Annotated in this window: 1 protein-coding gene; it reads left to right on the top strand. The window is 74.0% G+C overall.

From position 1 onward, the window contains the following. Positions 1–5,368 (top strand): non-ribosomal peptide synthetase (locus JK356_RS21345; protein ID WP_201870333.1); only part of this gene is annotated, 5,368 nt, incomplete at both ends.

Here is a 5,368-nt window from a genome sequence, read left to right as displayed (position 1 = left end):
TTTCAACTACCTCGGCCGGTTCCGGACAGGCACCCGCGACGCCTCCGGCGCGAACGAGCCCTGGCGGCTGACCGGGGAGAACGCCCTGGGCGGCGCAGCCGATCCCGACATGCCCGCCCAGCACTCCCTGGAGGCGGTCACCGTCGTCCGGGACACGCCCGACGGCCCAGAACTGCACCTGACCCTCACCTGGCCCGGGGGCCTGCTCGACGAGGACGACGTGCGGCGGCTGGGCGACGCCTGGGCCCGGATGCTCACCGGCATCGCCACCCACACCGCCGATCCCGCCGCGGGCGGGCACACCCCCTCCGACTTCCCCCTCGTCCGCCTCACCCAGCAGGCCGTCGACGAACTCCAGGCCGCCGTACCCGGCTGCGAGGACGTCTGGCCGCTGTCGCCGTTGCAGGAAGGGCTGCTGTTCCACGCCGCGTTCGACGGCGAGGGCCCCGACGTCTACACGGGGCAGCGCGTCCTCGACCTCGGCACCGGGGTGGACCCGGACCGGCTGCGCCGCTCCTGGCAGGCGCTGCTGCGGCGCCACGCCGTGCTGCGCGCCAGCTTCCACCAGGCCGGCGGCACCCAGACCGTGCAGGTCATCTCCCGCGACGCCGAGCTGCCGTGGCGCGAGGCCGACCTGACCCGCCTGCCCGAAGACGAGGCGCTCGCGGAGGCTGAGCGGCTCGCGGAAGCTGAGCGGGCGGTGCGCTTCGACCTTGCCGTGCCGCCGCTGCTGCGGCTGCTGTTCCTCGTCCTGCCGGACGGCGGCAGCCGCCTGGTCATGACCAGCCACCACATCCTCATGGACGGCTGGTCCATTCCCGTGCTCCTCGCGGAACTGACCACCCTGTACGAGGCGGACGCCGACGCCCGGACACTGCCTCCCGTCCGCTCCTACCGCGACTACCTGGCCTGGCTCGGACAGCAGGACCGCGCGGCCGCCGAGGCCCTCTGGCGCCAGGAGCTGGCGGGCGCTGAGGAACCGACCCTCGTCGCCCCCGCCGGCTCCCGGGCGGAACCCGTGCTGCCGGAACGAGCGCCGTTCGCGCTGAGCCGGGAACTCACCGCCGCCGTCACCAGCACGGCTCGCCGCCACGGGCTGACCGTCAACACTCTGCTCCAGGGGGTCTGGGCACTGGTGACCGCCCGCCTGGCCGGCCGGAACGACGTGGTCTTCGGCGTCACCGCCGCCGGCCGCCCCGCCGAACTGCCCGGCGTGGAGTCCATCGTCGGGCTGTTCATCAACACCCTCCCGGTGCGCGTGCCGCTGCGCGGCGACCAGCCGGTCGTGGAGATGCTGGCCAGCCTACAGGAACGCCAGTCCGCGCTGCTGTCCGGCCAGCACCTTGGCCTCAGCGACGTCCAGAAGCTGGCCGGGCCGGGCGCCGAGTTCGACACGCTGCTCGTCTACGAGAACTACCCGCGCCCGCCCGCCGGGCCCGCCCGACCCGGCAGCCTGGCGATCCGCTCGGCCGGCACGCCCGCCGACATGACGCACTACCCGCTCACGCTCGTCATCGGGCCGGGCGAACGGCTTGAGGGCCAGCTGATCTACCGGCCCGACGTGGTGGACGCCGCCCGTGTCCGCGGCATCGCCGCCTCGTTCCGGCAGGCACTCGCCCAGGTAGCGGCCGATCCCGCCGTGCTCACCGGCCAGGTCGGCATCGCGACCGACGAGGAGCGCGCCCTCGCCGTGACGGCATGGAACCAGACGGGCGAACCGGCCGCCGGAGAGTCGGTCACCGCGGTCTTCTCCCGGCAGGTCCAGCGGGCCCCCGGTGCGATCGCCGTCCGGAGCGGCGACCAGCGGCTGACGTACGCCGAACTCGACAGGCGCTCCAGCCGGCTGGCCGGGCGGCTGGCGGACTTCGGGGTGCGGGCCGAGAGCAGGGTGGCGCTCGCGCTGCCCCGCTCCGGCGACCTCATCGTCGCCATGCTCGCCGTCCTCAAGGCCGGTGGCGTGTACGTGCCCGTGCCCGCCACCAACCCGCCGGACCGCAACCGCTTCATCGTCCAGGACACCGGCGCGATCGCCGTGCTCACCGACGAGGCAGGGGCAGACGATGCCCATGACATGACGGTCCCCGTCCTCATCCTCGGCCAGGAGGAGGCCGCGGCGGCCAGCGCCAGCCCGCCGGAGCCCGTCAGCCCCGACCAGCTGGCCTACGTGATGTACACCTCGGGATCCACCGGCCAGCCCAAGGGCGTCGGCGTCACCCACGCCGGAATCGTCCAGCTCGCCGCGGACAGCCGTTGGCAAAACGGCGCCCACCAGCGCGTCCTGGGGCACTCCCCGCAGGCGTTCGACGCCTCCACTTACGAGATCTGGATACCGCTGCTGACCGGCGGCGAACTCGTGCTGGCGCCGCCCGGGGACCTCGACGTGGCGACGCTGTCCCGGACCCTCAGCGAGCACGACGTGACGGCGGCATTCCTGACGACCGCGCTGTTCCACGTCGTCGTCGACGAGGAACCGACGGCGCTCGCCGGGCTCCGCGAACTGTGGACCGGAGGCGAGGCCGTCTCTCCCGTCGCCGTGGACCGCATCCAGCGCGCCTGCCCGGATCTGACGGTCGTGCAGGCGTACGGGCCCACCGAGACCACCACCTACGCGACCAGCTACCGTGCGCCGCGAGGCGACGGACCCGGGCAGGTCCTGCCCATCGGCACGGCTGTCGACGGCATGCGCACCTACGTGCTTGACGCGTTCCTGCAGCCGGTCCCCGTGGGCGTCGCCGGGGAGCTGTACCTCGCCGGGGCCGGTATGGCACGCGGCTACCTGCACCGTCCGTCCCTCACCAGCGAACGGTTCGTGGCCTGCCCGTGGGGCGGCGCGGGCGAGCGGATGTACCGCACCGGTGACCTCGTGCGCTGGACCGAGGACGGCCAGCTCGTGTTCATCGGCCGGGCGGACAGCCAGGTCAAGATCCGCGGCTTCCGCATCGAACTCGGCGAGATCGAAAGCGTTCTCAGCGCCTGCCCCGGCGTCGGCCGGGCCTACGTCATGGCGCGTGAGGACCAGCCGGGAGACCGGCGCCTCGTCGGCTACGTGTCCCCCGCCGCCGACACGGACAGCGGCCTGGACGAGGCGGAGGTGCGCGCCCACGCCGCCCGCACGCTGCCGGACTACATGGTGCCGGCGGCGGTGGTGGTGCTTGAGGAGCTGCCGGTCACCCCCAACGGCAAGGTGGACCGGCGGGCGCTGCCCGCGCCCGACTACGGCGACCGGCCCGGGGGCCGCGCGCCGCGCGGGCCGCTCGAAGAGCTCTTCTGCACGCTCGTCGCCGAAGTGCTTGGCCTGGAGCGGGTGGGCGCGGACGAGAGCTTCTTCGCGCTCGGCGGCGACTCCATCATGTCGCTGCAACTCGTCGCCCGGGCCCGCCGGATGGGCGTCGCGCTGACTCCGCGCCAGGTGTTCGACGAGAAGACACCGGCAGGCATGGCCGCCGCCGCTGAGGTGCTTGACCCGCGCGCTTCCGAGGAACCGCTGTCCGACGGGTCGCTCGTCGACCTCGACGAGGGTGAACTGGCCGGACTGCGCGCGCGGGTCCCCGGCCTCACCGAGGTGTGGCCGCTGTCCCCGCTTCAGGAAGGGCTGCTGTTCCACGCGGCGTTCGGCGACGAGGGCCCGGACGTGTACGTGGGGCAGCGCATGCTGGAGCTGACGGGCCCCGTGGACCCCGCCCGGGTGCGCCGCGCGTGGGAGACGCTGCTGGCGCGCCATGCCATTCTCCGGGCGAGCTTCCACCAGCGGGGCTCCGGCGAGGCGGTGCAGGTGATCGCGCGCGACGTCGAACTGCCGTGGCGCGAGGCCGACGTCTCCGGCCTGCCCGAGGACGAGGCGATCGCCGAGACGGAACGGCTGGCCGCCGAGGACCGCACCAAGCGGTTCGACGTGGCAACCGCGCCGCTGCTGCGCCTGCTGCTGGTCAAATTCGCCGAGGACCGCTACCGGCTTGTGTTCACCAGCCACCACATCCTGCTGGACGGCTGGTCCATGCCGCTGCTGGTGGGGGAGGTCACCAGCGCCTACGCGGCCAACGGTGACCCGAGCGCGCTGCCCGAGGTCAGGTCCTACGGCGAGTACCTGGCCTGGCTCGGACGGCAGGACCGCGCCGCGGGCGAGGCCGCCTGGCGCGAGGAACTCGCCGGTGCCGACGAGCCGACGCTGGTCGCGCCGGCCGACGTCTCCCATCAGGGCGCCGAGACCGACCGGGTCTTCCTCGAGCTGCCCCAGGAGCTCTCCCGTGAGATCGCCGACCTGGCGCGGCACCACGGTCTGACCATGAACACGGTCTTCCAGGGCGCCTGGGCGATGGTGCTCGCGCGCCTCGCGCGCCGCGAGGACGTGGTGTTCGGCGCCACCGTCGCGGGCAGGCCCGGCGAACTGCCGGGCGTGGAGACCATGATCGGGCTGTTCATCAACACGCTGCCCGTGCGCGTGCCGCTGCGCGGCGAGCAGACGGTACTGGAGACGCTGACGAGCCTCCAGGAGCGCCAGGCCCGGCTGATGTCGCACCAGTACCTGGGGCTGAGCGACATCCAGCGGGTCGCCGGGCCGGGGGCCGTGTTCGACACCATGATCGCCTTCGAGAGCTACCCGAGGCCCCCGAAGAAGGGGCCCGTGCCTGAGGACGTCGCGTTCCGCCCGGTGGGCGTCCCCGAGGACTCCGTCCACTACCCGCTGATCGCCGTGGTCGTGCCGGGGGAGCGGCTCGTGGTCCAGCTCACCTACCGGCGCGACGTCTTCGACGCCGCGCGGATCGGCGTCGTGCGCGCGGCGCTGCGGCGCGTCCTGGAGGCCATGGTCTCCGACGTGCACGCCCTCGTTGGCCGGGTCCCGGTGATGGAGGGGCCGGAACTGGCGGAGTGGGGCGACGGCGGTCCCGGCGTCGTCGGCGGCACCGTGGTCGACCGGGTGGCCGCGTGGGTGCGCGAGGACCCCGAGGCCCCGGCGGTGGTGGGGGTGGCCGAGGACGGGTCGGAGATCACCCTGTCCTACGGCGAGTTGTGGGCACGCGCCGCGGCGCTGGCCGGGGTGCTGGCGGCGCTGGGAGCGGGGCCGGAGCGTGGTGTCGGCGTGGTGACGGAGCGGGGCCCGGCCTGGGTGGTGGCCCTGCTCGCGACGTGGATGGCGGGCGGGACGTATGTGCCGGTGGACACGGCGTGGCCCCGGGAGCGGGTGGCGCTGGTGCTCGGTGAGACGCGGCCGGAGGCCGTGGTGTGCGTGCCGGGGACGCGGGAACTGGTGCGCGCCGGGTACGGCGGTGCGGTGGTCGTGGTGGACGGTGAGGGACACGTGGTGGACGGCGGCGGCGCGGGTGACGCGCTTCCGCTGGAGCGGCCGGTGGCGCTGACGGGGCATGAGGCG

The organism is Streptomyces sp. 7-21 (assembly GCF_016741785.1).
Classification (GTDB): domain Bacteria; phylum Actinomycetota; class Actinomycetes; order Streptomycetales; family Streptomycetaceae; genus Streptomyces.
The sequence above is the reverse complement of the archived record's forward strand: the minus strand, read 5'-3'. Positions and strand labels throughout refer to the sequence as shown.